This is a genomic window from Peribacillus sp. YIM B13481 (assembly GCF_042787985.1).
Taxonomy (GTDB): Bacteria; Bacillota; Bacilli; order Bacillales; family DSM-1321; genus Peribacillus; species Peribacillus simplex_A.
In genome coordinates, this window is record NZ_JBHZPE010000003.1 from 145,152 (window position 1) to 170,912 (window position 25,761).

Here is a 25,761-nt window from a genome sequence, read left to right on the forward strand (position 1 = left end):
TTTAGAATGGTAAGTCATTCTAAATGTTAGTCCTAACCTTCTTAACTAACTCCGTAATATCATTTTCTTCGTTATAAATTACTTGGTCAATACGAACCCTAGACCCCATATTCTTATTAATCTGTTGAATCCATTCATATGCAGCAATAGCAGCTGTCCAGTCAGGATCCTTCTTGAAGTCTGAATTAAGAACTGGGAAGCTCCCACTTTGAGAAAAATTAGTATCCTTTACATGTAAGTAAACCTTGATAGTGATGTTCAAAACAGTTCAATCCTCTTTCTCATACAGTTCATCTACTCTAACCCCCAATAAATCAGCCAATAGATATGCCTTATCTATAGGTGGATAACTTCTATTTAATTCATAATTCCTCAATTGCCTTGTAGAAATACCTAATTCATTTGCTATGTAATCTTTTCTAAGTCCACTTTGTTTTACTAACTCTTCTATTTTACACCTCATATGCATCACCTGTTGTAAATATTCCACATTCAATCCATTTTCCCCTCTAAGTAATTAAATTTCAGATAGACATGCAATTATATTTTAGATGCCAATACAATGAATTATACAACGAAGAGGAGAGTGTAAAAATGGACCCGTTCACATTTGGATTAGTCTTTACAGGTATAACCGGAGGATCATTAGCAGCTATTGCTTTATTGGATAAGGAAGGGTTAAAAATTAATGGTGATATGCTAGTAATTTTTATGGAAATAGCCAAGTACGGCAGCATCCTTTATTTATTGAAAGTAATCAGCAAAGCATTCTTGTAAGAATAGTTCAAGGTAATATTCAAAAGGTGTATTTTTCATTGTTCTATGCAAAGTTGATGATATCAATTGTTTAACTTGTCTTTTTTAATTCTTTTATTTTGCGACAGATATGTTTCACATATCTCTTTTCTGTCTGTTCCATCCAAAAAAGATTGATTTCAAAAAAAGGGAGTGTTGAAGATGGATTTTGAGATTCACCGTAGTAAAAAGAAAGCATTTAAGCCTTTACATGAGTTTCTTGCCGATTGGAGTAATGACAAAGAAGAGATTGATGAAACGTTAGGCCAATACATGTACATGTGCCATGATGAAGAGAAAACGTATTACAAGCACTGGGGAACCCGAAAATACTTTAATATTTTTAATGACGGTACAACAGAAGGAGAAATTGAAGATTGGAGGAATTGGAATGATTGAATGGTTAGCTATTCCAGCTATCGCTTTAGGTGCTGCCTTTATCCCTGGTAAGAAGATGACAGACGAAAAGAAAATAGAACAGATATTTGAAAATAGAAAGGTAGGTATCAACAAAGGAGAAACGTTCCTGTATCCTAAATTAATCCGCAAATATAACCACATTACTTACACCACTTATATCTACTCACTGCCTTTAGGCGTACCCTCAGAAGCATTTGAATCCTTTATCCCTGTATTGAAAGATGGGCTTAATAAAGATGTGGAAATCGACTTTGACGAAGCGTTAAAAATCAATGTATTTGAACAAGGGCTACCGAATAGCTGGAACTATGATGCTACCCTTTTGCGGCCTGATACATGGGAAATACCAGTCGGAAAGAATCACAAAGGCACTTTATATCACGACTTTGAAAAGTACCCTCATATGCTCGTTGGAGGTGTTACCCGTTTCGGAAAAACCGTTTTAATCAAAGAGACTTTTTACACTTTGCTTATGAACCAGATTAATGATGTTGAGTTTTATTTCTTGGATTTGAAAGGCGGTTTGGAGTTTGGGAAATATGAGGGTTTGCCACAAGTGAAAGCTGTAGCCAGTAATGTATTCGAAGCAGCAGAAGTATTGTCCGAAATTGTAGATGACTTAAAGAAGCGTGAAAAGATGTTTCGAGCAAAAGGATACACCAACATAGTTGATACTCCTATAAAGAAGCGGACCTTTGTCATAGTGGATGAAGGGGCCGAATTATCACCAAATATTATTGCTGGCGAAGGAAAGAAGTATGCAAAGTTTTGTCAGGCTGCCTTATCTGAAATATCTCGAATAGGTGGGGGATTAGGGTTGCGTTTGATTTATTGCACCCAATACCCTACGAAAGAAGCTGTCCCGATGCAAGTCAAAATGAATATTGTTGCGCGGATATCGTTCATTGCAGCTGCACAAATTGCCAGTATGGTTATTTTAGATGAAAAGGGAGCAGAGGATTTACCTAGCACACCAGGTCGTGCCATTTACAAAATTGAGAAGAAGAGAGTCGTTCAAGTACCGTACATTGATGACAAATACATGATGGAAAAAATGGAGGAAAGAGAAAATGATATCATTCACTCAACAACGAATCGAAAACCTGTTAACGACAATAGACCGGCTGAGTATGGCGAAAATACGCCACCTTCAGCAAATACATGATTTAAAAAGCTATAGGAATGCTTGCCGCATTATAAAACAACTTGAACCATATATTCATGAGACTTATTTTGAACGAGAAAAGGTAATGTACCTTAACAAAGAGGGGAGGGAATTAATCGGATCTAATAAAGAAGTGAAAAAGAACATGTTAATTGAGCACACCCTTTTATGTAACGAAGCTTATTTATATTTTAATTGCCCGCTGGATTGGAAAAAGGAATATATCATAGAGACAAGAGAACCAGTCACTTCTTCATTTGGAATACAATTCAAAGGGTTAGCCCTATCTAATAAGAAAAAAGTCATAAGTGATGCTACTTTTAGCCGAAATGGCTACCTTCATTTAATCGAAGTAGACAACATTAGAGGAATGGCTGATAACAAAAGCAAAATAGAAGCATATGTCGATGTGTTTCCGGAAGTGAAGAGTAGATTTGGATTGATTCCAGCACTTTATGTATTCACTTCAACAGAAGATAGAAAAGGTAAATTTGAAGGATGGATGAAACAGCATAATTTGAGGGGAGAGGTAAAAACATTCAATGAAATAAAAAAGTGGTCAATCATTTAAGATTGACCACATGACCACACAAATGCTCACACACTAGTATGAACTAGCGTTAATTAGTTTTTATAAATAGAGGGGGAGCAATTAGTTAAACCGTTGATATATTAGTATTTTGGAGTGTATCGTTGACCGGGTGATACTAGTGTAATTTCATTATACAGTCCCGATGTGATCATGGTTGGGGAGGTCAGGGATGCCGAAACGGCCAAAATTGCAGTTCGTGCTGCACTAACCGGTCATTTGATACTTACAACCATGCATACAAGGGATGCACAGGGCGCTATCTCCAGGTTACTTGAATTTGGTGTCAGCCTGCTTGAAATTGAACAGAGTTTGATTGGCGTGACAGCACAGCGGCTGGTTGAATTAAGCTGTGTACCATGTAAAGGCGACTGTGCTATTGCTTGCCAAATGACTGCCAGGAACAAAAGGGCAAGTGTGTATGAATTGCTTTATGGAAAAAGCATGGCCAATGTCCTTCGGATGATGGGGGATGAAAAAGGAAAGGGTACGGTAAGCTACCGCCAATTGAAGGATGAAATAGGAAAGGCGGTTGCAATGGGCTATGTGGATTCCCTGGAATATGAACGGCTGGTATACGATGAAGCAAAAAAGTAAATGGCAGCTAAAAGAACAGGCGGTCTTTATTTCGAAACTAGGGGAATTATTAAGTCATGGTTATCCCCTGGCGGACGCATTACATTTTCTGGAATTCCAGGAATCGAAGAAGAAAGCGGAAGATTTCGCTCAGGCCATAAAGGATTTAAGGAATGGATATCCGTTGCACCAGGTGCTAATTCACCTTAATTTTCATCCGCAGCTTGTAAGTTATATATTTTATGGAGAGCAATACGGCGACCTGGATCGGGCGTTGAAAGAAGGAGGGCAATATTGGAAGAAAAGAACGGAGGATATGGATAAAGTAAAAAAGTTAATGGTTTATCCCGTATTCTTAGTCATTTTTGTAAGCATCGTTTTTTATATACTTCAGAGTGTTCTCCTTCCTAAATTTCAGGCAATCTATTTCACGATGGATGTCGATCAGAATGCAATCTTGAAATTACTGTCAGCTTCTACAATCATTCTCCCAGTCCTCCCCTTCATATTGCTTGGATTGCTCCTATTCCTGTTTGTGCTCAAACGATTTTGGTTCAATGGATTATGCCCATTAAGGCAGCGGCGGATTTTGATGGTCATTCCGATATTCGGGACCTTCATCAAGTTATACGAAACTTATTTCTTTGCAAGCCAATTCAGCGGTTTGCTTTCCGGAGGGCTTTCGATTAACGAAAGCATCAAATTATTCTCTAAAAACCAGCAACAGCCTTTTTACCAAAAACTATGCTCCATCATCAAGGATGATCTGACTGAGGGAAGATCGCTTGAAATGATCTTTCAGGAGCTCCCCTATTTCGATGGAAACTTACCTGTGGTTGCTGCAAATGGTCAAAAATACGGCAGACTTGATGCAGAGCTGCATCATTACAGTCGTTTTTTACTCGAGAAAATCGAAGAGAGAATGAATGCAATCTTGAAAATCATTCAGCCTCTTATGTTTTCACTGATAGGTCTTTTGATCGTTTCCATTTATTTAGCGGTTTTGCTGCCGATGTTCTCTTTGCTTGAAGGTATATAGGATTCAGTATTGCATTCCGGAGGTGAAATTGCTCTGAAATCACCTGGTGTCAGATGGTTTCAGGAGCAGGATGATATGATGAAGAAAATGATGAATGAACGAGGTTTTACACTAATTGAGATGCTTATTGTTTTACTTGTAATATCTATTCTTTTGATTATAACAATCCCAAATATCACGAAGAACCAATCTACAATCCAGTCTAAAGGGTGTGAAGCATTCGTGAAGATGGCTCAAGCGCAGGTTCAGGCATATGAGATCGACAATGCTAAACTGCCCGTAAGTATCGATGAATTGGAAAGTCAAGGCTATCTCAAACAGACATCTTGCCCTAATGGGAATGATATTAGTTTGGATAACAAAGGAAAGGTAACGGTCGTTGAGTAGGAGAGAAGTTAATATACGGCATTCCAATGGGGGGTATACCCTGTCTGAAACCCTTATTGTCCTTGTTATTTTTATACTCCTGATTTCCATCAGCCCAAATTTATATCCAAGCTTCACTAAAGGGATGGAAATCAGGTTATTTCTTTCTCAATTCCATGAAGATCTTTTCTACGCACAACAGTATGCCATCAGTCATGAGGGCTTGATTTACCTCCATATTGATAATACCAATAAGTTTTATAGTGTTTCGTCTTATAAGGAGGGAACTCTTCTAGAGAGAAGCATACCAGAGGATATACAGTTCTTAAGTGGAACATTAGGGTTCAGCTTTCATTTTAATCAGTATGGAAATGCTTCAAAAGCTGGAACGATGATGCTTGACACTTCAAAAGGAAAGTACAAATTGGTCCTCAATATCGGTAAAGGGAGGTTCAGGATTGAGAAATTGTAAGGGTTACGTCTACCTTGAGATTATTGCCGCATTTTCCATTTGTATTTTCGTGGTCCTTTCCATTTTACCGATTCTTGAAGAGTTGATGACACATCGTAAAAATATTGTCATAAGGACAGAAGCCCACCATTTATTATATGAAAGATTGACGGCGTTCATCGATGGGGAGATACAAGCTGTTGGACAGGATATCATTTACCGAAGAAAATCCTATGAATTGATATGGAGGGACCATGGCGATTTCCCTGGGATGATTGAAGGGTGTGTATGTTATGAAGATGAATCTGGTAAATATGAATCCATTTGTGATGCTGCGAAAAAATGATGGTTTTACGATGATCGAAATGCTTTTTTCTTTAATGATCTTAATGACGACGTCTCTTTTTGTATTAGAACTTTTTTCAACCATTCATACCCAGGTGAGGTCCATTGACAAGTTACATCCTAAAGAGTGGGAGGTCTTTACTATGCAAATGCAGCAGGAGGTCCGGAGTTCAATAGATCAGGATGTAATGGGAAATAAATTATATTTGCTTTCAGGTGAGCAATTATCATCCATTGAACAATATGAGGATAAGGTCCGAAGGCGAGTGAATGGTATGGGGCATGAGGTCATCTTGCAGAACATTTCGGAATTCCAGGTCGAGAAGGATGGCGGTGTCATTGTTTTAAATATAACGGATAAAGCAGGGACTACTTTCAGTCGAAGATTTCATCCTTTCTTTAAAAATGTGAAGAAAGTCGATGAATAATCAAAAAGGAGTCGTTTTCCCGATGGTAATGATTGTAGCAAGTGTTTTCATCATGTTGACGATATTGATGATCGATCAATTTATCCTCGATAAAAGGTTTTATAAAGAAGTGGAAGAATCGCTTGTGGCCGACCATCTTGTACATCTCGCCGTTAAGGATGTGACGGAAGAGCTGGGGGAGGTGATCCCGGACATCATTCAGGGGGAAATCTCATACCCAAATGGTGTGGTGAGGTATTCCTTAACAAAGCAAGACGGTCCTTACGTCTATCTCGAATTTTCTTCCACAACTAAAAATGGCCGCGTTGGCAGGGTCATCATTCAATATGATAAAGAAGCGGGGAGAGTGATAGAATGGATAGAAAAGCAGGCTATGTAATACTCAAAGATCAACTCTCTTTTTAAAACGCTGACCCATTTTCAACGATTTTACGTGTTTAACTAACAAGTGAAGGATTAAAAGAAGCGCTATCCGGGCATACTTTGCATAGGGTGATTTTAAATGTCTACAAACGCTTATATTAAATATCTGACGCAACAGCTTGTCGAGTATTTTAATTTGACCAAAAAAGAACGAAAAGAAAAGCGCCGTCATAGAAAAGAGGATAAAAATCATGGTATATCCCATTGGTTTGGCATTGTCCCTTTTGCTTTGTCGATGTTCGTAAGGAAAAATATCAAAAAATAAAACAGATGTCCTAAACTTAGGATATCTGTTTTTTTAAGTATCGTTTTTACTATCCCAACGCCCTATCTGAAAGGTAAAACAAACCTCCGTTGATGATGGATATTCGGATATTCGGTTCGTATTGAGCTTTTAATGCTTCTTTTTCGGTAAAATAACTCTCACTTTTTTCGTCCATGTCCTTGTAAAAATGCTCCAATAAGTTCAAGTCATTCTGCCAGCGCAGCATGGCTTCTTCCGCCCAAGAATGGTCATCATTCTCGAAACTCGTTCTAATGTATGTATCCAGTCTTGCCAATCCACTTTTCGGCATGATGAGCGGTGAAAGCGTAAACGAGTAATCCGGTATTTTTGGGGTGACCTTAATTGGTAAAACCCGATGGTGAAATCCTTCCATGATCTCGCCCGAAATTAAATTCAATCCGATGGACATAAAAGTATCTTTTTTACGATCGCATTGGTAGGATATTTTCACATTCAGGGTAAGCCATGGAAACAATGGATTATTCCCGCCCATTGATGGAGGAGTATCCTCAAAAAGTCTAGTATACCCTGCCAGCTTTTTTGTTGATTGAATAATCTGATGGAGCCGAGGGGAGCCAAAATGAATCATTTCTCCCTTTAGGTCGGGTGGGGCTTGTTCCGGATCGGTAATGAAAGTCATCTGGGCTGGGTTCGGAATGCCACCCGTTTTTTCCAGGTAGTGCCAATAAAAGGGCCGGTTCATTAATTCTTTATCCATTTCTATCGTTAGTTGAACTGTAAGGTGGGTTGGTTTATTATCCAATATTTCACATTCATTGGCTTTAAAGTAAGTTATTAAAAAATCATGAATTTCCTGTTGCTGCATGAACCTCACCTTCCTTCATGGATTGAGCGAATTGGATCATCGATGAAAAATTATCCATCTTGATTTTCATTTCGCCCTCTGTTTTGGACTCGCCGACCACATCAATTAAATATTCTTCAATGTTGTTAATATCCAGTTTGGTTAGAATATCATCCAATTCACCAATTACTTTTTCAAATAAATTAATTTTTTCGTATAGTAACTTTAGAATATGTTCTTCAACAGTATTTTTCGTGGCAAAGTTATAAATCCTGACATCCTCTTCCTGTCCAAGGCGGTGAATCCGCCCAATTCTTTGTTCAAGCCTCATGGGGTTCCATGGCAGGTCAAAATTAATCAAGTGATGGCAGAACTGAAGGTTTATCCCTTCCCCGCCAGCTTCTGTTGCAATTAATACCTGAATTTTCTTTTGGAATAATTCTCGCATCCAGTCTTTCTTTCCACGTTTAAATCCGCCTCGGAATGGGACTGAAGAAATTCCATTCTGTTGAAGGTACCATTGTAGATAAAGCTGAGTAGCTCGGTATTCGGTAAAGATAATCACTTTGTCATCAATTTTCTTGATCAGTTCCAAAGCTTTTTCAGCTTTTGAATTCTGAACCGTTTCATTCACTTTTGTAAATAAATCATCAAGCTTTGCCAAAAAGTCAGGGGTAGGCTGGTCGTATTTGGCTTTCATGTTTTTTAAAGTATAAAAGACCGCCTCTCTGCTGCTGCAGGCTTCTCTTTGGAGAGTGAGAGCTGAAAAGGCGCTTCCTTTTGTTCCATCAGAAATAGGTTTGAATTTTGAAACTGCATCGTACAATGCCTGCTCGGTTGGAGAAAATTCAATGGTGATGGTTTCCACATGCCTTTTTGTCCATTCAATACCAGTATCGGCCCGCCGGTTTCGAATCATCACAGTGTTGACCAATTCCTTTAGGTGTTCATCTTCAATTATGTTCCGGCCTTTCCCTTTATATTTTTCCGAAAAGAGTGAGGCATTTCCCAAGTGGCCTGGTTTTAATAACGAAACGAGGTGAAAAATTTCCTCGACTTTATTTTGAATGGGAGTAGCTGTCAGGAGTAAACAAAATTTCTTTTTCAGATTTTGGACGAATTCATAGTTCTTCGTCTTATTATTTTTAAGTTTATGAGCTTCATCAATGATGATGAAGTCATATTCCTGATTGAAAATGATATCACGATGTGGAGCGCGTTTCGCTGTATCAATGGATGAAATGACCACATCACAGGAGTCCCATACATAACTTTTTCTCTGAACGACTGCCGGAATATGAAACTTCGTATTCAATTCAAAAGCCCATTGTGTTACAAGGGAAGCTGGTACAAGGATCAATACCTTCTTTACAAGGCCTCTGATCATATACTCCTTTAGGATCAAGCCGGCTTCAATTGTTTTTCCGAGACCTACTTCATCTGCTAAAATGGCCTTTCCATTCATCTTTTCCACCACTTGCTTTGCAGCTTCCAATTGATGGGGAAGCGGGGTTAACTGAGGAAGGTGCTTGGGTGCCTGTAAACCTTCAAAATCAGGAATGATGAGATTTTCCTCCATTTTAACCGCCAACTTATAAAGCTCCCAATTTCCCCATGGACCATCATTTTCCACTTTTTGTAAAAACTCGTCATTCCATTCAGAATTGAAGGATATATTGATTTTCATAGAAATAACTCCCTCTTAAATCATAAATTCCTTAATATAAGGTCAAAAACCGAACATTTCATATGTGAAGTAAGAAAAATATTTCTCTTCAAAAGATATTGCAGAGATAAGTTTCTTAGGGTAGGATATAAGTATATTTAGAAAATTCCAATTTCCAAACGCTAAAAAGAATTTTTGTATCGATTTTGCAGTTCGCGTTTTCTTAGTATGGGCTATAGGTACCTGCTTTATCCATGATTACCGAAGGAGATCATTTAAACGTTTTTCTGGAGTTTTTGGAGATTTGGCAGAGAATGCATTCTATGATGCTCAAAGGTTTTACTAATGGGTGGGGCTTATTCGCTTAATTTCATTGGTAGACCATAATATGCGGGTGAAGATAAGGGGAGAGACTACGGATGTAGCGCCGAAGGAGCAAACTTAGCAGTGAATCTCTCAGGCAAAAGAACTCTTATTGGACGCAACTCTGGAGAGCGCCGCCCGTTTGGGACGGCCACCAAAGGGGAAAACCTATTATATAGGTAAACTTTCAGGTTTCAGGACAGAGAAAAAGCTCAAACGGGCTTTCTCTGTCCTTTTTTGTGCTTTTTTCACATCATGAATCAGAATATCTGATGCGTAAGGACAAAAAGCTTTGATAATGAAGCCAATTTAATTTTAAAAAATCTGAGGGGGGTCATTTTTTGACCAATTTAAAAAGAACACCACTATTTGAGGTTTATCGTGAATACGGAGGGAAAACGATTGATTTTGGCGGCTGGGAACTTCCTGTCCAATTTTCGGGTATAAAGGACGAACATGAAGCCGTACGTACAAAAGCGGGTCTGTTCGATGTATCGCATATGGGGGAAGTTGATGTTAAGGGTCCTGGGAGCCTTTCCTTTTTACAGAAGATGCTGACTAATGATATATCAAAGCTGCAAACGGGCGGTGCCCAATATTCGGCCATGTGTTATGAAAACGGCGGGACGGTTGATGATCTCATCGTTTATAAAAGGGCGGAAGACGACTATCTGCTCGTGGTCAATGCAGCGAATACAGAAAAAGATTTCGATTGGCTGCAAGCTAATCTAACGGAAGATGCCCAAATTACGAATGTATCGAGTGACTATATACAGCTAGCACTTCAAGGACCATCTGCAGAGAAGATATTGCAAAAACTTTCAGAAAATACTGCCTTAAGTGAAATTGGATTTTTCAAGTTCAAGGAGAATGTCATGATAAATGGTATCTCCACGTTGGTATCCCGTACTGGATATACTGGTGAAGATGGTTTTGAAATATATAGCGACAGTGAAAACGGCCCTGCCCTTTGGAAGGCGATAATGGATGCCGGAAAGGAAGAAGGGATACAGCCGATTGGTTTAGGTGCTCGTGATACCCTGCGTTTTGAAGCGAAACTGCCGCTGTATGGGCAGGAGCTTTCAGCGGACATTACTCCAATAGAAGCCGGGATTGGTTTTGCGGTAAAAGTGGATAAGGAAGCCGATTTTTTCGGGAAAGCCGTTCTTGCTGAACAAAAGGAGAAAGGGGCACCCCGGAAGCTTGTGGGAATTGAAATGATTGACCGTGGCATTCCTCGTCATGGGTATAAGGTCTACAGCGGGGACAAAGTCATTGGGGAGGTCACGACTGGTACCCAATCACCAACGTTGAAGAAAAACGTAGGATTGGTACTTATCGATAAGGAATATTCGGTGCTGGATGCGGAAATTGAAGTGGAAATCCGTTCCAAACGTTTGAAAGCCGTTATAATACAAACACCTTTTTATAAAAAACCACGTAAATAGAGGGGAATGGTCATTAGATGAAACATCGTTATTTACCCATGACAGAGCAAGATAAACAAGAAATGCTGGAAGTTATAGGGGTACCTGCTGTTGAAGAACTTTTCAATGATATCCCTGAAAGTGTTCGCTTTCAAGGAGAATACGATATCAAGCCTGCTAAATCGGAACCTGCATTAATGAAAGAATTATCAAGGCTTGCTGCCAAGAATGCGGATCTTAAAAATTATGCTTCCTTCCTTGGTGCGGGTGTCTATGACCATTATGCACCGGTCATCGTCGATCACGTTCTTTCCCGTTCTGAATTTTATACGGCTTATACTCCCTATCAGCCCGAAATTTCACAGGGTGAGCTGCAAGCCATCTTTGAATATCAAACGATGATTTGTGAATTGACGGGTATGGATGTAGCTAACTCCTCCATGTATGACGGCGGGACTTCGCTGGCTGAGGCGGCCATGCTTGCTTCAGGTCAGACACGGCGCAAGAAGATTCTCATTTCAGGAGCAGTTCATCCTGAATCAAGAGAAGTTGTGAAGACATATGCCAAAGGGCAACGCGTGGAAGTGATTGAAATTCCTTATAAAGACGGTGTGACGGACATGGCTGCTTTAAAGGAATTAATGAATGATGACATTGCAGGAGTGATTGTGCAATATCCGAATTTTTTTGGCCGGATAGAGCCATTGAAAGAAATGGAAGAAATCATTCATGGCGTCAAGTCCATGTTTATCGTTTCCAGTAATCCGCTTGCACTGGGGGCTTTGACACCCCCAGGTTCACTCGGTGCAGATATCGTAACGGGAGATGCTCAGCCATTCGGCATTCCAGCGGCATTTGGGGGACCTCATTGTGGATATTTTGCCGTTACTAATAAACTTGTTCGGAAAGTTCCGGGCCGGCTCGTCGGTCAAACGGTGGATGAAAATGGAAAAAGGGGGTTTGTGTTGACACTTCAAGCTCGTGAGCAGCACATTCGCCGTGATAAGGCCACATCCAACATTTGTTCCAATCAAGCGTTGAATGCCTTGGCAGCTTCTGTTGCAATGACGGCGCTTGGGAAAAAGGGTGTCAAAGAAATGGCCGTGCAAAATATTCAAAAAGCGCACTATGCGAAAAAAGCTATAAAGGCAAAAGGGATAGAAGTGATGTTCGACGGTCCTTCGTTTAATGAATTTGTCATTAAACTGCCTGCTTCGTTTTCAGAAATCAATAAAAACCTTTTTGAAAAAGGGATGATTGGCGGCTTCGATTTAGGGACGGTTTATCCTGAGCTGAAAGACCATATGCTGGTTGCGGTAACGGAACTTAGAACAAAAGAAGAAATCGATGCACTTGCGCAGGAATTGGGGGATCAACATGAATAATCAAGATCAATCACTCATTTTTGAAATCAGCACTTCCGGTCGAATCGGGTACAGTCTGCCAGAAATGGATGTTGCAACTATTCCGCTCGAAGAAATTCTTCCTGCCGACTACATCCGTGAAGTAGAGGCAGAGCTTCCTGAGGTGTCCGAACTGGATATCATGCGTCACTATACAGCACTTTCCAAACGGAATCATGGGGTGGATTCGGGTTTTTATCCGCTGGGTTCATGCACGATGAAATATAATCCGAAAATAAATGAAAATGTGGCACGCTATAACGGTTTCGCCCATATCCATCCATATCAAGACCCGACTACAGTCCAGGGAGCCTTGGAACTATTATTTGATTTGCAGGAACATTTAACGGAAATCACAGGGATGGATCTAGTGACATTACAACCTGCAGCAGGTGCACACGGTGAATGGACAGGGTTGATGATGATTCGCGCTTTTCACGAAGCGAATGGCGATACAGAACGGACGAAAGTGATCGTACCTGATTCTGCACACGGTACGAATCCTGCATCTGCAACTGTTGCCGGACTTGAAACGATTACAGTGAAGTCCGATGAAAATGGGTTAGTCGACCTTGAAGATTTAAAGCGTGTTGTCGGACCGGATACGGCGGCCTTGATGCTGACGAACCCCAATACATTGGGATTGTTTGAAGAGAACATTTTGGAAATGGCACAACTTGTCCATGATGCCGGTGGAAAGCTTTACTATGACGGAGCCAATCTGAATGCAGTCCTATCAAAAGCACGCCCGGGTGATATGGGCTTTGATGTGGTTCACTTAAATCTCCATAAAACATTCACAGGTCCGCATGGCGGCGGCGGTCCGGGTTCCGGCCCTGTAGGGGTAAAGTCGGATTTGATTCCCTACTTGCCTAAACCGCTTGTTGTTAAACAAGATGAGCAATTCGTTCTTGATTATGATCGCCCGCAATCCATTGGCAGGGTAAAACCATACTATGGGAACTTCGGGATAAATGTTAGAGCTTATACGTACATTCGTTCAATGGGTCCTGATGGCCTTAAAGCCGTCACAGAGAATGCGGTCATCAATGCCAATTATATGATGCGTAGGTTGGAACCATTTTTTGACTTACCATATAATCGTCATTGTAAGCATGAATTCGTATTAAGCGGACGCAGGCAAAAGAAATTAGGGGTAAGGACCCTCGATATAGCAAAAAGATTGCTGGATTTCGGGTATCATCCTCCAACCATTTACTTCCCGTTGAACGTGGAAGAAGGAATGATGATAGAACCGACTGAAACCGAGTCAAAAGAAACGCTGGATGCATTCATCGATGCAATGATCCAGATTGCCAAGGAAGCGGAAGAAACCCCGGAAATCGTTCAGGAAGCTCCGCATACAACCGTTATTAAGCGGCTTGATGAAACTCTTGCTGCAAGAAAACCTATTCTGCGTTATCAAGCATAGACTGATAGCTTACACGAAAAAAATCCCTGCCTGCCGGCGGGGATTTTTCATGTTTATGTAAGAATTCATTAAAGTCGAACAGTTAACTTTCATTTTCCTAGAGCCCGCATGATGCATATGAAGGCTTTTTAATTTAAAAGAGCCCATGCGGAGATGGGGTCTTATTTCTTTGCTTTGATTTTCCCGGTCCACATCTTGAAACCGCCCTTTAAGTGAAAAAGTTCCCTGTAGCCCTTTTTGTATAGCATGGCTGCAGCTCTTCCGCTGATGATTTCGCTTTGAGCGTACAAATATACAGGCTTGTCCGGCCTAATTTCGACCAAGCGGGTTTTCATTTGCGTCATAGGGATGTTTCTTGCGCCTAAGATATGACCATTATCGAAATCATTCGGTTCCCGCACATCGATTAGCTGCACTTTTCTGTAGTTAGCGATAAATTCGTCCTGTGTTAATGTTTTAACGATTTTACGCTGGCGGTACCAATTAAAAAGTGAATACGCAATAACCACTCCTAAGATGATGAGCAGTGTATATAATATTTCCAAACATAAAAACTCCCTTCTACCTTAACGAATACAGACAATCTTTATTATATAATTGCTTTACCCAATAATCAAAAAGAATTTTCATCAAATTCTTCATCGACTTGATAGCACTTTCTTTTTTAGAGTGTTAAAGTCTGTTAAACTACTACATGTGAGTTTTTTGTGGGGTATTGAAAAACAGTCTATTGAAACGAGGGGTAAGGATGACTAAAGAAAAATGGGGTTTTATAGATTCTGGATATTGTTCACCGGCGTTTAATATGGCGCTGGACGAAGTACTGCTAAACTGGCAAAGCAAAGGGGAAATTCCGCCAATCATACGCTTTTACGGTTGGGACCCAGCGACATTGTCGATTGGTTATTTTCAAAAGGCAGAAGCGGAAATCGATATGGAAGAGGTCAAAAGGCAGGGCCTTGGTTTTGTTCGCAGACCAACAGGAGGACGAGCGGTACTGCACGAGCATGAATTGACTTATAGTGTAATCGTTCCAGAATCCTATCCGGGGATGCCAACTACCGTTACTGAAGCATATCGTGTCATTTCTGAAGGAATATTAATGGGGTTCAGGAATCTGGGATTGGATGCTTATTTTGCCGTGCCTAGAACCGATCAGGAAAAAGCAGCTTTAAAAACGCCCAGGTCTTCCGTCTGCTTTGATGCTCCAAGCTGGTATGAACTGGTCGTCGAGGGCAGGAAGGTCGCTGGCAGCGCTCAAACCAGGCAAAAGGGCGTCATCCTTCAGCACGGTTCCATTTTGCTTGAACTTGATGATGATAAGCTCTTTAGCGTATTTAAATTCTCAAATGACAGGGTTAAGGAGAGAATGCAAAAAAGCTTAAAAAATAAAGCTGTGGCCATAAATGACATTGCCGGAAGAAAGGTTACCATCCCTGAAGCGAAAGAAGCTTTTGAAAAAGGTTTTGCCGAAGGACTTTCGATCGAGTTAGAGCCATACGTCCTAACTGAAAAGCAATTGCAGGAAGTGAAGGCCATTGCAGAAAGCAAATATGAAAGCGATGAATGGAATTTCATGAGATAGAAAAAGCAGGATAATTAAAGTGGATAATAAAAAAGTTTTTTCAGATTTGTTTGACCAAATAAGCTATTCCTTGCAGGGATAAGCCCTAAAAGGCATGGGGAAAAAGCAAGGTCCAAATTAATTGAAATCTGATGAAAAATTATTATAAATCGACATTTTCCTCCCTTTTGCTAACTATATTAATTGATTTATCGTTTGACAAAATTAAATGTTATTCAAAACAAACACAATATATAGTAGTTGAAATATTTAATGCGACACTATATGTTGATTTTTGGGTTTCGCTATGATAAATTTAGGGTACTTGTTAAGCGAAACGGACATGTAAGGCTACATATAGATTTGCGGCAGCAAGAACGGATCTTGAAACATATAAAGGAGAGGGAATTATGTCGGTTGTAATAAAAGAAGCTTTAAAGGTTGATCTAGAAAGGTTGAATAAGGATATTTCTTTATTTCCCCAGGTTCACCCTGTAACTGCTGATATGAAAATGGCGCATAAGGGCGTGTCCCGTCTAGTCATGCTTGACCGCTATTCTTTTAAGGATACTGAAAAAATCACACTCTCGGCAGGCGATTTCGTAGTGTTGACGATTAAGGAAGATCCGAAATTCCCGGCAAGGGGTCTCGGTTACATCGTTGAAATAGATTGGGAAACGAAAAAAGCCAAAGTATTGGTGGATGAAGAATTCCGTGGCGTATTGGATAATCCGGAAGAAGTGGAGACGGGGATTGTAAACCGTCCGCTGGATATTATCGAAAAGCCGCTTGAAATATACTATGAACAAATTGCGAAACGTAATGCAACGGGCTTGGCTTCAGTGGAAACCACGGAAGAAAAAAGAACGGAATGGTTCAATAAATTCTATGAAGAACTAAAGAACCTTAATTTTGTTCCGGCAGGACGCGTATTATATGGTGCGGGTTCCAATACGGATGTTACTTATTTCAACTGCTATGTGATGCCATTCGTACCGGATTCACGTGAGGGGATTTCAGAACATAGGAAACAAGTGATGGAAATCATGAGCCGCGGAGGCGGAGTGGGTACGAACGGATCGACACTGCGTCCAAGAAACACTTTGGCCAAAGGGGTTAATGGAAAATCCTCTGGTTCAGTATCATGGCTTGATGATATCGCGAAATTGACGCATCTTGTTGAACAGGGCGGTAGCAGACGCGGTGCACAAATGATCATGCTGGCTGATTGGCATCCGGATATTGCAGAATTCATCATTTCTAAAATGCAAAATCCAAGGATCCTTCGATACCTAGTGGAAAACACTAAAGATGAAGCAATCAAGAAATATGCAACGGATAAATTGAAATTCACGCCGCACACCGAACAGGAAACGGCTATGTATCAAGGAATCATCAACTATAAGGAAATTCCCGGTCTAGGTGGATTTAGCGAAAAAATCATTAGGGATGCAGAGGAAAAGATCCGTACAGGCGGAACGTACAGTGTCCATAATTCTGAATTTCTTACGGGCGCCAACATCTCGATATGCTTGACAAAGGAATTTATGGAAGCGGCAGAACAAGATGCGGAATACGAATTGCGTTTTCCTGATGTTGAAAGCTATGATGCCGAAGAAATGGCTACTTATAATCAAGAATGGCATAAAGTCGGTGATGTTCGTAAATGGGAGGAAATGGGGCACAAAGTCCGTGTTTACCGTAAAATCCGGGCTAAAGAACTTTGGAACTTAATAAACATTTGTGCAACATACTCTGCAGAACCAGGTATTTTCTTTATCGATAATGCTAATGAAATGACAAACGCCAAAGCCTACGGTCAACAGGTCGTAGCTACGAACCCATGTGGCGAACAGCCATTGGCCCCATATTCAGTATGTAACCTTGCTGCTGTCAATTTGGCTGAAATGGCTGATAAAGATAGCAAAACCGTTAATTTCGAGAAACTTAAGCAGACCGTCGAAGTCGGTGTGCGTATGCAGGACAATGTCATTGACGCAACTCCTTATTTCTTGGATGAAAACAAAAAACAGGCACTGGGCGAGCGACGGGTTGGACTTGGTGTAATGGGTCTGCATGACCTGTTGATCTACTGTGAAACGGAATACGGATCTGAAGAAGGAAATATTCTGGTTGACAAGGTGTTTGAAACGATTGCGACTACAGCTTATAAGGCATCCGTGGAACTTGCTAAAGAAAAAGGCAGTTTCCCGTTCCTGATCGGATCAACGGATAAAGAAACCGATGAGCTTAGAACACGTTTCACACAAACTGGATTTATGGAAAAAATGCCGGAAGATATCAGGGAAAGCGTTGCTGCATATGGCATCCGTAACTCTCATTTATTGACAGTGGCTCCTACAGGAAGCACAGGAACGATGGTTGGGGTATCAACAGGTCTTGAACCATATTTTTCCTTCACGTATTTCCGCAGTGGCCGTCTTGGCAAATTCATTGAAGTTAAGGCTGATATTGTTCAGGAATACTTGGACCGTCATCCAGAAGCTGATCCAGAAGAGCTTCCAAAATGGTTCATTTCCGCTATGGAATTAGCTCCTGAAGCCCATGCAGATGTTCAATGTATCATTCAACGCTGGATTGACAGCTCGATCAGTAAAACGGTCAATGCTCCAAAAGGATATACTGTCGAACAAGTTGAAAAAGTATATGAACGTCTATATAAAGGCGGAGCAAAAGGCGGTACAGTATATGTGGATGGCAGCCGTGACAGTCAGGTTCTCACGCTCAAAGCGGAAGAAAACCAAATGGACGAGCAGCTTGAAATGGACGAATTGACAGATGTGGAAGTAAAGAAAAAAGTCGTATTGGTCGATACGATAAATGAACTGCGTTCGACGAATGTTACGATTGGGTCGGAAGTGGGCAATACTTGCCCGGTCTGCCGTAAAGGCGAAGTCCAGGAAATGGGCGGATGTAATACTTGCACGAATTGCGGAGCACAATTAAAATGTGGGCTATAAGCTATTAGAAGGGAAGTCGTTAAGTGTGCTGAAAAGCTAATCTTAACGGCTTTTTTTTAAATAGATCGGGCGAGTAGATTTTAAACTTATTAAAAGAGAAAGCCGAATCCGGCTTTCTCTTTTAAGTTCATTCAACCATTTTCATTTTGTTGGCCTATTTCCTTTTCGGCCAGGTATTGGTTTCCATCCTTCAATACCGAAAATTCATCGACCGAGTCTCCAGGGATATTCCTAGGATTAGGATATTTATTATCTGTTTGGACGGTAATCGTTTGTTTCCCCATCCCGTTTGTCAAGAATTCTCGTTTATTAGCCATTTTGCATCTCCTTCATTTGGATTTCCAATTAAAAACAATCATGAGGATAACAGAATAAAGAAAAACTATCCTTATTAATAAGATTGTCTAGTTCGATTGAAAGTATGAACAAATCCTTAAAAGAATGGAGAACGAAATGAAACCATTTATGCCACAGTTAGTATATATCGAGCCTAGGGCATTGGAATACCCGCTTGGCCGGGAATTGAAAAAGAAATTCGAGGATTTGAATATTGAAATCCGTGAGACAACATCACATAACCAAATTAGGGATCTTCCTGGAGAAAATGATCAGCAAAAATATCGTGTCGCCAAGTCGACGCTTGTGGTGGGCATCAGAAAAACATTGAAATTCGATTCTTCAAAGCCATCTGCTGAATATGCCATCCCTCTTGCTACCGGATGTATGGGGCATTGTCATTATTGTTATTTACAGACGACACTCGGAACAAAGCCATACATTAGGACATATGTGAATCTCGAGGAGATTTTTGAGGCAGCTGAAAAATATATCAATGAGAGAAAGCCTGATATTACTCGTTTTGAGGCGGCCTGTACGTCAGATATCGTTGGAATTGATCATTTGACACATTCGTTAAAAAGGGCTATAGAGTATTTTGGAAAAAGTGAATATGGGGTTTTAAGGTTCGTAACTAAATTTCATCATGTCGACCACCTGTTGGATGCTGAACATAATGGAAAAACGAGATTTCGGTTCAGTATAAATTCACGTTACGTAATAAAGAATTTCGAGCCCGGAACTTCGAGTTTCGAGGAAAGAATGGAAGCGGCACGTAAAGTGGCAGGTGCCGGGTATCCCTTAGGTTTTATCGTAGCTCCAATATATCGTCATGAAGCATGGAAGGAGGGCTACCATGAATTATTCGAACGGTTAAGTGAGGCGTTAAAAGGGGTGGATATCCCTGACTTGACTTTTGAACTAATCCAGCATCGATTTACGGGCCCTGCTAAAAAAGTAATTCAAAAAAACTATCCGAAAACAAAATTGGAACTGGACGAAACGAAGCGCAAATATAAATGGGGCCGATATGGAATTGGCAAATATGTTTACCAAACCGAAGAAGCCGCAGAACTGGAAACGACCATTCGTGGGTATATAGCGGAATTTTTCCCTAAAGCGGAAATTCAGTATTTTACCTGATGAAGGCATTTTCCATATAAAACTGTCATAAATCGCTCTAATCCTGCTTAGAAATGTAAAGACCGGATTAGGGGAGGGCAGCTATGATTATTGACGGCGTTTTTTCCGGAGGTGGGATAAAAGGCTACGGTTTAGTGGGTGCCCTGCAGGAATTAGAGGAGCGAGGATTTGTATTCCATAGGACAGCCGGTACAAGTGCAGGTTCCATAATTGCAGCTTTCGTAGCCGCTGGGTACACAGGAAAAGAAATGGAACAGCTTTTTCTTGATATAGATTTAATCGGCATGCTGGATAAAAGGCGTGGTCTTTTGCCTATCCCGCTTGCCAAGTGGCTCCTTTTATACTGGAAACTGGGCCTTTATAAAGGTGACGCTTTGGAAGCATGGATTGCCGCTAAACTTGCCGAAAGGAATGTAGTCACCTTTAAGGATGTTCGGCCGAAATCTCTCCGTATCATAACCTCTGACATTACACATGGGAAATTGGTGGTACTGCCTGATGATTTATCTAACTATGGAATTGATCCGATGACTTTTCCAGTGGCAAAGGCAGTAAGAATGAGTTGTAGCATCCCCTATTTCTTTGAGCCAGTCAAACTTGATGTCGGAAAAAGCAGGGTCCTTTTTGTTGATGGAGGTGTGTTAAGCAATTTTCCAATGTGGTTATTCAATTCAGATCATGTAAGAAAGGAACGGCCGGTCATAGGCTTGCGACTAAGTGTCGATGAGATATGGAAACCGCATGTGGTGGATAATGCGCTTGAATTGTTCTCCGCACTATTCAAAACGATGAAAGATGCCCATGATGCACGTTATATTTCCAAGAAACACGTCCAGAATATTGTATTTATCCCGATGAGGGGAATATCTGCAATGGATTTCAATCTGAATGATGAAAAAAAGGGAGAATTGATGAATCAGGGCAGACAGTGTACGAAAGAATTCCTTAAGAGATGGTCATATTAATAATCATAAAAAATCGGGCTCTTAAAAAGAAGCCCGATTTTTCTTTTTATTCTTTTTTCCTTCAATGACGGTTAAGTGACTATCCGTTTTCTTTCTCACTTTTATTTTTTTTGATGATTTTGCTGCAGAAAAGCTAGCCACATTATCCTTTTTCGAAGTTCGGTTTTTTAGCCTTTTTTTCGATTGGCGTGCAGCCTTTCGGAATGCTTGCTGCTCTTTTTTTACTGGTTTTCCCTTTGTTAATCCGGTATAAATCATATAAATAATCCCTGCGACAATGGCTATTATGAGAATGTTTCTAAAAAAGCCAATCGGGTCATTAAATAGTCGGCTCATTAGTCCGAGGACTCCGAGGGCGATGATTCCGTATATCATGAAAGATATGAAACGTTTCAACAAAGACACCTCCTTAAGAGCATCATAAGCATTTTTTGCTTATTTTAAACATTACCCATGTAAAATACTAGAAATTAATGAAGATTATTCCCTTAATTTAGTATATGACTTTTCATCATCAAAATGTGTATAGGTGTTTTACACAATAACATCGGATTCTAAACCTTTTTCGGTCTTTTTTTCCATCCTCAACAGTTCATGGAAGGATGCCAATGCAACTTCGACTTGATCGTCGGTAGGGGCTTTGGTTGTCAATAACTGAAGCCAAAGGCCAGGATAGCCAAGGTAACGCAGAATTGGAATATCTCTTACTTTGTTGGTCAACTGCAATACCTCGAAGGCTATGCCAAGCACTACGGGGATAAGCAAAACGCGATCCACGACACGGAGCCATAATGGATCGATTGGAACAAGCATATAGACAAACATGCCAACAATGACTGTAAATAAAATAAAGCTGCTGCCACAGCGATAATGAAGGCGTGAACTTGCCTGCACATTTGCTACGGTCAATTCTTTTCCGCTTTCAAAGCAATTGATCACCTTATGCTCTGCACCGTGATACTGAAAGACCCGCTTGATCAATGGAGTCATGGATACTAAGTAAATGTATACCAGCAATAATATCAACTTGAACAAGCTTTCGATTAAAACCTGGGCCATATGGCCGCTGAAGATGGGTCTTGTCAATTCGGCAAGAAATACGGGAATCAAAGTGAAAAGCAGCTTCCCGAATAGGAAGGAAAGGACACCGATTACGGCAACTCCAAGCCATACACTTAATTTAGAAGATTCTTTAGTTTCTTTTTTCTTTTCGTCCCGCTTTTCCCCTTCTTCTTCTTCATACTGTTCAGTGGAAAAGTTCAGATGTTTTGAACCGATGGCACTTGACTGTATCAGTGATACGAGACCCCTTAGAAACGGTACTTTTTTTAAGCGGTTGACAACAGGTTTCGTTTCACGCGGCAGATGATAATATACAATCGTTGAATCTTTGCGGCGTACCGCAGTGACTGTGTGATGTTTACCGCCAAACATGACGCCTTCCACAACAGCCTGCCCTCCATAAACGGGTTTTTGGACCTCAGACATTTCTACACCAACCTAATAGTTATTCACGTAGCTCTCTCTTGGGTGCTAACATGTTTATTATCAAGTATCACAAGGGATAAAGTCGGTCTCCAAAATTTAAATGGCGGCTTTATCCCTGCAATTACTTTATGAATGTTGAATCACAGGAAGGTAGTATCCTGTGTACATTATAAACTTCAACAGAGGATGGGTATTTTCCTCTGAAAAAAGTACATTATTTATGATTTAATCATACAGAATAAATCACAAAACCTCTAGTGATTCTCCTCCCTAAGAATAAAAAAAAATAGTTCTATTTAACAAAGGGCATACTACGTAGCGGAGGTGCTTGATATGTCTTCTAATGTAAATGGACAAATTCAACAGGAAAATCAAGGTGCGATCTACAATGTACTAGCTATCGGTTTTGTTGGGGGGGCTGTAGCCAGTTTAATTGGAATCATAGCCCATTATGTTAATTTTATGGGGTTTAGCCCAAAATTCATACTTACGTCGTGGTCGAATATGGTCTGGATCGATCACTGGCTTGGTACGGTAATGACCATACTTTTGTTCGGAATTTTATCCGTGGGGATCGCTTTTATCTACTATAGTCTTTTTAAAAGGATGAAGAGTATCTTTTCGGGTATTTTTTTTGGAGTGGTTTGCTGGGTTTTGCTGGTATTTGTCCTGAAACCGATGTTCGCCGATTTGCCAACCATTTCAAAAATGTCGTCAAATACGATTATAACCAGTGTCTGCATTTTTATTTTATACGGTCTTTTTGTAGGGTATTCCATATCATATGATCATCAGGAATATCTACGTCAAAAAAACAAGGCCGAGAAGCAATCGGAAAGCTGATTGCTTCTTGGTTGTAAAAAAGTAGTAAGACAATTTGTAATTATGATAGAATGTTCATGGAAAGCATTCTTTTAATGATGAGCAGGTGTTTGATGATGACAAAAATCTTACTAATCAATGGTCCGAATTTAAATCGCTTGGGGAAGCGGGAACCTGCGCATTATGGATCCTTGACACTTGCGGATGTGGAAGCTCTATTACATCAGCAAGCTCAAGGGTTAAATGTGGAACTAACCTCATTTCAAACTAACCATGAAGGGGCGATTATCGACAAGCTCCATTGGTCAGAGGATCAGGGGATCGACGGGATTATCATTAATCCTGGAGCTTTTACTCATTATAGCTATGCGATTCGTGATGCAATAGCCGGAATTGATGTTCCAGTTGTGGAAGTGCATATTTCGAACATACATGCCCGTGAAAGCTTTCGGCATGAATCGGTGACCGCGCCGGTATCGGCGGGACAGATTGTCGGCTTGGGGATACACGGATATGAATTGGCGTTGCAGGCGATCACAAAGATTGCAAAGGGGAGAAAGTAAATGAATAAACTAATGCGCTTAAGAGCCTCAATGGAAAAGGTGGGCATTGATGGTTTATTGATCACCAGTACATATAACCGCCGATTCATGACCAATTTTACCGGAAGTGCAGGCGTCGTCCTGATTTCCCAAAATGAAGCTAAATTCATCACTGATTTCAGATACGTGGAACAAGCAGGAAAGCAGGCTACGGGCTATGAAATCGTCCAGCACAAAGGAACCATCACCGAAGAGGTCGGTAAGCAAGTAAAAGAAATGAAGATCGGCACACTGGGCTTTGAGCAAGATCATCTGACTTTTGCCACATATAAGGCATACGAAGCGGCCATTGAAGGACAACTTTTGCCGGTGTCTGGAGTTATTGAGAATTTACGCTTGATAAAGACTTCATCAGAGATTAAGATATTAAAGGAAGCGGCTGCTATTGCTGACGCTGCCTTTACACATATTCTGGATTACATGCGTCCAGGGATTTCAGAACTGGATGTATCCAATGAACTTGAATTCTTTATGAGGAAACAGGGGGCAACTTCCTCTTCCTTTGATATTATCGTAGCATCTGGCGTAAGGTCAGCTCTCCCGCATGGAGTTGCTACGGATAAAATCATTGAAAAAGGCGATTTTGTCACATTGGATTACGGAGCATACTATAACGGGTATGTGTCTGACATAACTCGGACATTAGCAGTTGGCAAGCCGAGTGAAGAACTTATTAACATTTATGACATTGTTTTAGAAGCGCAACTGCGCGGAATGGCTGGGATTAAACCTGGGATGACGGGCAGGGAAGCGGATGCACTAACTCGTAATTTAATTGAAGAAAAGGGATTCGGGCAGTATTTTGGACATTCGACTGGACATGGAATCGGTCTGGAAGTCCATGAAGGTCCTGCATTATCCTTAAGGTCTGATATCATTTTAGAACCAGGTATGGCCGTAACCGTCGAGCCGGGCATTTACCTACCGGGTGTTGGCGGAGTTCGGATTGAAGATGATACAATCGTTACAATTGAAGGTAACGAAGCACTTACTCATTCAACGAAAGAGTTAATCATTCTGTAAACATGTACATGTAGGAGGACAAATTTATGATTTCTGTAAACGATTTTCGCACGGGTGTTACGATTGAAGTAGATAATGGAATTTGGCAGGTTATTGAGTTCCAACATGTTAAACCTGGTAAAGGTGCAGCTTTTGTACGTTCTAAACTTCGTAATCTTCGTACAGGTTCAATCCAAGAGAAAACATTCCGTGCTGGTGAAAAAGTCGCTAAAGCACATATCGAAAACCGCAAGATGCAGTACCTTTATGCAAGTGGTGATAGCCATGTATTCATGGATAACGAAACATATGACCAAATCGAGCTGCCAGCTTCAAGCATTGAACGTGAATTGAAATTCCTTAAAGAAAATATGGAAGTCCATATCATGACTTTCCAAGCCGAAACACTTGGGGTAGAGCTTCCGAACACTGTAGAACTGGAAGTGGCGGAAACTGAGCCGGGAATAAAAGGCGATACATCTTCAGGCGGAACGAAATCAGCCGTACTTGAGACGGGCCTTTCGGTTCAAGTTCCATTCTTCATCAACCAAGGTGACAAATTATTGATCAATACAAATGAAGGCTCTTACGTATCACGTGCATAAATGAAAGAAGGCCGAGATTAATATCTCGGTTTCAGTTGTAGACAAAAAGGTTTCGGAATGGTCTCATTCCGAAACCTTTTTGATTTTTTATTGGATTTGACTTCATGATGACGCAGATGATCTGCTTCTTCTTGCCAAATATGGCGTGTCACTACTTTCTGATGGTCTTTACTTTCTGTACACTGTGATAAAAATGAACAAGTTGTACAAAAGGATATGTGATTTGTACTCACGATAGCCCTCTTTAATCTCCATTTTACAAGCTGGCACCAGC

31 protein-coding genes and 2 riboswitches are annotated in these 25,761 nt (G+C 40.6%); of the genes, 23 read left to right on the forward strand and 8 right to left on the reverse strand.

Annotation, left to right across the window (positions count from 1 at the left end; translation table 11 throughout):
• Positions 1-19: 19 nt before the first annotated feature.
• Entirely contained in the window at positions 20-262 is a 243-nt protein-coding gene (locus ACFX4X_RS03735) for a hypothetical protein (protein ID WP_377381701.1), read from the reverse strand.
• 6 nt (positions 263-268) lie between these two features.
• Complete coding sequence (locus ACFX4X_RS03740) at positions 269-490, reverse strand: helix-turn-helix transcriptional regulator (protein ID WP_377381866.1); 222 nt, start codon at positions 488-490, stop codon at positions 269-271.
• Positions 491-594: 104 nt separating this feature from the next.
• On the opposite strand from ACFX4X_RS03740, the gene ACFX4X_RS03745 reads away from it, so the two are divergent.
• The 12 genes from ACFX4X_RS03745 to ACFX4X_RS03800 all read left to right on the forward strand — a co-directional run bounded on the left by ACFX4X_RS03745 (position 595) and on the right by ACFX4X_RS03800 (position 6,862).
• Complete coding sequence (locus ACFX4X_RS03745) at positions 595-777, forward strand: hypothetical protein (protein WP_377381704.1); 183 nt, start codon at positions 595-597, stop codon at positions 775-777.
• Between the two features lie 180 nt (positions 778-957).
• Positions 958-1,194 (forward strand): hypothetical protein, encoded by a 237-nt coding sequence (locus tag ACFX4X_RS03750; protein ID WP_377381707.1) that lies wholly within the window; start codon positions 958-960, stop codon positions 1,192-1,194.
• Entirely contained in the window at positions 1,187-2,380 is a 1,194-nt protein-coding gene (locus ACFX4X_RS03755; protein ID WP_377381710.1) for an FtsK/SpoIIIE domain-containing protein, read from the forward strand. Before ACFX4X_RS03750 ends, ACFX4X_RS03755 begins: the two co-directional genes overlap by 8 nt.
• Before the next feature lie 85 nt (positions 2,381-2,465).
• Positions 2,466-2,951: a hypothetical protein gene (locus tag ACFX4X_RS03760; RefSeq protein ID WP_377381713.1), complete on the forward strand. Its 486-nt coding sequence runs from the start codon at positions 2,466-2,468 to the stop codon at positions 2,949-2,951.
• A gap of 165 nt (positions 2,952-3,116) precedes the next feature.
• The gene (locus ACFX4X_RS03765; protein WP_377381716.1) at positions 3,117-3,566 is read left to right on the forward strand and encodes an ATPase, T2SS/T4P/T4SS family; all 450 of its coding nucleotides are present in this window, start codon (positions 3,117-3,119) and stop codon (positions 3,564-3,566) included.
• Positions 3,550-4,584: a competence type IV pilus assembly protein ComGB gene (gene comGB / locus ACFX4X_RS03770; RefSeq protein WP_377381719.1), complete on the forward strand. Its 1,035-nt coding sequence runs from the start codon at positions 3,550-3,552 to the stop codon at positions 4,582-4,584. Before ACFX4X_RS03765 ends, comGB begins: the two co-directional genes overlap by 17 nt.
• 78 nt (positions 4,585-4,662) lie before the next feature.
• Positions 4,663-4,971 (forward strand): competence type IV pilus major pilin ComGC, encoded by a 309-nt coding sequence (gene comGC, locus ACFX4X_RS03775; protein ID WP_284472032.1) that lies wholly within the window; start codon positions 4,663-4,665, stop codon positions 4,969-4,971.
• Positions 4,964-5,422, forward strand: coding sequence for a competence type IV pilus minor pilin ComGD (gene comGD / locus ACFX4X_RS03780; RefSeq protein WP_284470234.1), 459 nt, complete (start codon positions 4,964-4,966; stop codon positions 5,420-5,422). The genes comGC and comGD overlap by 8 nt, the downstream gene beginning before the upstream one ends.
• On the forward strand, positions 5,409-5,747 hold the full coding sequence (locus ACFX4X_RS03785; RefSeq protein WP_089361505.1) for a hypothetical protein: 339 nt from the start codon (positions 5,409-5,411) through the stop codon (positions 5,745-5,747). The genes comGD and ACFX4X_RS03785 overlap by 14 nt, the downstream gene beginning before the upstream one ends.
• A complete protein-coding gene (gene comGF / locus ACFX4X_RS03790; protein ID WP_061464024.1) occupies positions 5,695-6,174 on the forward strand; it encodes a competence type IV pilus minor pilin ComGF in 480 nt (159 codons plus the stop codon). The genes ACFX4X_RS03785 and comGF overlap by 53 nt, the downstream gene beginning before the upstream one ends.
• Complete coding sequence (gene comGG / locus ACFX4X_RS03795; protein WP_061464023.1) at positions 6,167-6,553, forward strand: competence type IV pilus minor pilin ComGG; 387 nt, start codon at positions 6,167-6,169, stop codon at positions 6,551-6,553. Before comGF ends, comGG begins: the two co-directional genes overlap by 8 nt.
• A gap of 123 nt (positions 6,554-6,676) precedes the next feature.
• Positions 6,677-6,862, forward strand: a complete 186-nt coding sequence (locus tag ACFX4X_RS03800; protein ID WP_061464022.1) for a YqzE family protein — start codon at positions 6,677-6,679, stop codon at positions 6,860-6,862.
• Positions 6,863-6,911: 49 nt separating this feature from the next.
• Here the strand turns inward: ACFX4X_RS03800 and ACFX4X_RS03805 are convergent, their stop codons facing one another.
• Both ACFX4X_RS03805 and ACFX4X_RS03810 read right to left on the reverse strand, forming a co-directional pair.
• Complete coding sequence (locus ACFX4X_RS03805; RefSeq protein ID WP_284470236.1) at positions 6,912-7,709, reverse strand: YqhG family protein; 798 nt, start codon at positions 7,707-7,709, stop codon at positions 6,912-6,914.
• On the reverse strand, positions 7,687-9,375 hold the full coding sequence (locus ACFX4X_RS03810; RefSeq protein WP_089361501.1) for a DEAD/DEAH box helicase: 1,689 nt from the start codon (positions 9,373-9,375) through the stop codon (positions 7,687-7,689). The genes ACFX4X_RS03805 and ACFX4X_RS03810 overlap by 23 nt, the downstream gene beginning before the upstream one ends.
• Before the next feature lie 373 nt (positions 9,376-9,748).
• Positions 9,749-9,836: riboswitch (glycine riboswitch) on the forward strand.
• Positions 9,837-9,839: 3 nt separating this feature from the next.
• Positions 9,840-9,922: riboswitch (glycine riboswitch) on the forward strand.
• Between the two features lie 136 nt (positions 9,923-10,058).
• Between ACFX4X_RS03810 and gcvT the strand changes: the two genes are divergently transcribed.
• Genes gcvT through gcvPB form a run of 3 tightly spaced genes read left to right on the forward strand, consistent with a single transcriptional unit; the run spans position 10,059 to position 13,979 of the window.
• Complete coding sequence (gcvT, locus tag ACFX4X_RS03815) at positions 10,059-11,165, forward strand: glycine cleavage system aminomethyltransferase GcvT (protein WP_377381726.1); 1,107 nt, start codon at positions 10,059-10,061, stop codon at positions 11,163-11,165.
• Positions 11,166-11,182: 17 nt separating this feature from the next.
• The gene (gcvPA, locus tag ACFX4X_RS03820; protein WP_061464018.1) at positions 11,183-12,529 is read left to right on the forward strand and encodes an aminomethyl-transferring glycine dehydrogenase subunit GcvPA; all 1,347 of its coding nucleotides are present in this window, start codon (positions 11,183-11,185) and stop codon (positions 12,527-12,529) included.
• Positions 12,522-13,979 (forward strand): aminomethyl-transferring glycine dehydrogenase subunit GcvPB, encoded by a 1,458-nt coding sequence (gcvPB, locus tag ACFX4X_RS03825; RefSeq protein ID WP_377381729.1) that lies wholly within the window; start codon positions 12,522-12,524, stop codon positions 13,977-13,979. The genes gcvPA and gcvPB overlap by 8 nt, the downstream gene beginning before the upstream one ends.
• 161 nt (positions 13,980-14,140) lie before the next feature.
• Here gcvPB and ACFX4X_RS03830 read toward each other — a convergent pair whose 3' ends face one another.
• On the reverse strand, positions 14,141-14,524 hold the full coding sequence (locus tag ACFX4X_RS03830; protein WP_076365383.1) for a rhodanese-like domain-containing protein: 384 nt from the start codon (positions 14,522-14,524) through the stop codon (positions 14,141-14,143).
• 203 nt (positions 14,525-14,727) lie between these two features.
• Here ACFX4X_RS03830 and ACFX4X_RS03835 point away from each other — a divergent pair, with 203 nt between their 5' ends.
• Complete coding sequence (locus ACFX4X_RS03835; protein ID WP_377381733.1) at positions 14,728-15,564, forward strand: lipoate--protein ligase family protein; 837 nt, start codon at positions 14,728-14,730, stop codon at positions 15,562-15,564.
• 389 nt (positions 15,565-15,953) lie between these two features.
• Positions 15,954-18,524 carry a vitamin B12-dependent ribonucleotide reductase gene (locus tag ACFX4X_RS03840; protein WP_284470240.1) on the forward strand — a complete coding sequence of 857 codons (2,571 nt, stop codon included), beginning with the start codon at positions 15,954-15,956 and terminating at the stop codon, positions 18,522-18,524.
• A gap of 131 nt (positions 18,525-18,655) precedes the next feature.
• Here the strand turns inward: ACFX4X_RS03840 and ACFX4X_RS03845 are convergent, their stop codons facing one another.
• Positions 18,656-18,841 (reverse strand): hypothetical protein, encoded by a 186-nt coding sequence (locus ACFX4X_RS03845; RefSeq protein ID WP_061464013.1) that lies wholly within the window; start codon positions 18,839-18,841, stop codon positions 18,656-18,658.
• Positions 18,842-18,977: 136 nt separating this feature from the next.
• Here ACFX4X_RS03845 and splB point away from each other — a divergent pair, with 136 nt between their 5' ends.
• The gene (splB, locus tag ACFX4X_RS03850) at positions 18,978-20,003 is read left to right on the forward strand and encodes a spore photoproduct lyase (protein WP_377381736.1); all 1,026 of its coding nucleotides are present in this window, start codon (positions 18,978-18,980) and stop codon (positions 20,001-20,003) included.
• A gap of 83 nt (positions 20,004-20,086) precedes the next feature.
• Entirely contained in the window at positions 20,087-20,968 is an 882-nt protein-coding gene (locus ACFX4X_RS03855) for a patatin-like phospholipase family protein (protein ID WP_061464011.1), read from the forward strand.
• 21 nt (positions 20,969-20,989) lie between these two features.
• Here ACFX4X_RS03855 and ACFX4X_RS03860 read toward each other — a convergent pair whose 3' ends face one another.
• Positions 20,990-21,364 (reverse strand): SA1362 family protein, encoded by a 375-nt coding sequence (locus ACFX4X_RS03860; RefSeq protein ID WP_061464010.1) that lies wholly within the window; start codon positions 21,362-21,364, stop codon positions 20,990-20,992.
• 138 nt (positions 21,365-21,502) lie between these two features.
• Positions 21,503-22,456 carry a DUF1385 domain-containing protein gene (locus ACFX4X_RS03865; RefSeq protein ID WP_377381739.1) on the reverse strand — a complete coding sequence of 318 codons (954 nt, stop codon included), beginning with the start codon at positions 22,454-22,456 and terminating at the stop codon, positions 21,503-21,505.
• A 333-nt stretch (positions 22,457-22,789) separates the two neighbouring features.
• On the opposite strand from ACFX4X_RS03865, the gene ACFX4X_RS03870 reads away from it, so the two are divergent.
• The 4 genes from ACFX4X_RS03870 (at position 22,790) to efp (ending at position 25,487) form a co-directional block, all read left to right on the forward strand.
• Positions 22,790-23,299: a YqhR family membrane protein gene (locus ACFX4X_RS03870; protein WP_377381742.1), complete on the forward strand. Its 510-nt coding sequence runs from the start codon at positions 22,790-22,792 to the stop codon at positions 23,297-23,299.
• A 95-nt stretch (positions 23,300-23,394) separates the two neighbouring features.
• Complete coding sequence (gene aroQ / locus ACFX4X_RS03875) at positions 23,395-23,841, forward strand: type II 3-dehydroquinate dehydratase (RefSeq protein ID WP_284472033.1); 447 nt, start codon at positions 23,395-23,397, stop codon at positions 23,839-23,841.
• Entirely contained in the window at positions 23,842-24,903 is a 1,062-nt protein-coding gene (locus ACFX4X_RS03880; RefSeq protein WP_061464006.1) for a M24 family metallopeptidase, read from the forward strand.
• Positions 24,904-24,929: 26 nt separating this feature from the next.
• On the forward strand, positions 24,930-25,487 hold the full coding sequence (gene efp, locus ACFX4X_RS03885) for an elongation factor P (RefSeq protein ID WP_034308328.1): 558 nt from the start codon (positions 24,930-24,932) through the stop codon (positions 25,485-25,487).
• Positions 25,488-25,761: the final 274 nt, after the last annotated feature.

Coding starts and splice junctions, on each gene's coding strand:
- ACFX4X_RS03745 (WP_377381704.1), top strand. CDS start 595: ATGGACCCGTTCACATTTGGATTAGTCTTTACAGGTATAACCGGAGGA.
- ACFX4X_RS03750 (WP_377381707.1), top strand. CDS start 958: ATGGATTTTGAGATTCACCGTAGTAAAAAGAAAGCATTTAAGCCTTTA.
- ACFX4X_RS03755 (WP_377381710.1), top strand. CDS start 1,187: ATGATTGAATGGTTAGCTATTCCAGCTATCGCTTTAGGTGCTGCCTTT.
- ACFX4X_RS03760 (WP_377381713.1), top strand. CDS start 2,466: ATGTACCTTAACAAAGAGGGGAGGGAATTAATCGGATCTAATAAAGAA.
- comGB (WP_377381719.1), top strand. CDS start 3,550: ATGAAGCAAAAAAGTAAATGGCAGCTAAAAGAACAGGCGGTCTTTATT.
- comGC (WP_284472032.1), top strand. CDS start 4,663: ATGAAGAAAATGATGAATGAACGAGGTTTTACACTAATTGAGATGCTT.
- comGF (WP_061464024.1), top strand. CDS start 5,695: ATGAAGATGAATCTGGTAAATATGAATCCATTTGTGATGCTGCGAAAA.
- comGG (WP_061464023.1), top strand. CDS start 6,167: ATGAATAATCAAAAAGGAGTCGTTTTCCCGATGGTAATGATTGTAGCA.
- ACFX4X_RS03800 (WP_061464022.1), top strand. CDS start 6,677: ATGTCTACAAACGCTTATATTAAATATCTGACGCAACAGCTTGTCGAG.
- ACFX4X_RS03805 (WP_284470236.1), bottom strand. CDS start 7,709: ATGCAGCAACAGGAAATTCATGATTTTTTAATAACTTACTTTAAAGCC.
- ACFX4X_RS03810 (WP_089361501.1), bottom strand. CDS start 9,375: ATGAAAATCAATATATCCTTCAATTCTGAATGGAATGACGAGTTTTTA.
- gcvPA (WP_061464018.1), top strand. CDS start 11,183: ATGAAACATCGTTATTTACCCATGACAGAGCAAGATAAACAAGAAATG.
- gcvPB (WP_377381729.1), top strand. CDS start 12,522: ATGAATAATCAAGATCAATCACTCATTTTTGAAATCAGCACTTCCGGT.
- ACFX4X_RS03835 (WP_377381733.1), top strand. CDS start 14,728: ATGACTAAAGAAAAATGGGGTTTTATAGATTCTGGATATTGTTCACCG.
- ACFX4X_RS03840 (WP_284470240.1), top strand. CDS start 15,954: ATGTCGGTTGTAATAAAAGAAGCTTTAAAGGTTGATCTAGAAAGGTTG.
- ACFX4X_RS03845 (WP_061464013.1), bottom strand. CDS start 18,841: ATGGCTAATAAACGAGAATTCTTGACAAACGGGATGGGGAAACAAACG.
- splB (WP_377381736.1), top strand. CDS start 18,978: ATGAAACCATTTATGCCACAGTTAGTATATATCGAGCCTAGGGCATTG.
- ACFX4X_RS03855 (WP_061464011.1), top strand. CDS start 20,087: ATGATTATTGACGGCGTTTTTTCCGGAGGTGGGATAAAAGGCTACGGT.
- ACFX4X_RS03865 (WP_377381739.1), bottom strand. CDS start 22,456: ATGTCTGAGGTCCAAAAACCCGTTTATGGAGGGCAGGCTGTTGTGGAA.
- ACFX4X_RS03870 (WP_377381742.1), top strand. CDS start 22,790: ATGTCTTCTAATGTAAATGGACAAATTCAACAGGAAAATCAAGGTGCG.
- aroQ (WP_284472033.1), top strand. CDS start 23,395: ATGACAAAAATCTTACTAATCAATGGTCCGAATTTAAATCGCTTGGGG.
- ACFX4X_RS03880 (WP_061464006.1), top strand. CDS start 23,842: ATGAATAAACTAATGCGCTTAAGAGCCTCAATGGAAAAGGTGGGCATT.
- efp (WP_034308328.1), top strand. CDS start 24,930: ATGATTTCTGTAAACGATTTTCGCACGGGTGTTACGATTGAAGTAGAT.